Origin of the sequence: Idiomarina sp. UBA4206 (assembly GCF_002383015.1) — a bacterium.
Lineage (GTDB): Bacteria > Pseudomonadota > Gammaproteobacteria > Enterobacterales > Alteromonadaceae > Idiomarina > Idiomarina abyssalis.
The window spans coordinates 77,377-77,621 of the sequence record NZ_DFTS01000072.1 but is presented as its reverse complement, the minus strand read 5'-3'; the positions used below and the strand labels follow the sequence as shown (position 1 = coordinate 77,621).

Here is a 245-nt window from a genome sequence, read left to right as displayed (position 1 = left end):
ATAACAGGAATTGGTTCTTTTACCGGGTCAACGTGAGCGAAGGTACGTGACAAGTCACAAACGCCCGGAAGACGACTTTCCAGAGTCTCTTTACCCAAGTGATCCAATTTCAGTTTCAGGTGAGGTCCCCAAGGGCCTTCACAACCACGGCCTTCACGAATTTCTGTCATCATTGAACGAGCAACAACGTCACGTGAAGCAAGGTCTTTCGCGTTTGGAGCGTAACGCTCCATGAAGCGTTCGCC

1 protein-coding gene is annotated in these 245 nt (G+C 50.2%); it reads right to left on the bottom strand.

All coding sequences use genetic code 11. From position 1 onward, the window contains the following. The coding region (locus tag B3180_RS14465; protein WP_286845204.1) for an FAD-binding protein at positions 1-245 on the bottom strand (245 nt) is incomplete at both ends.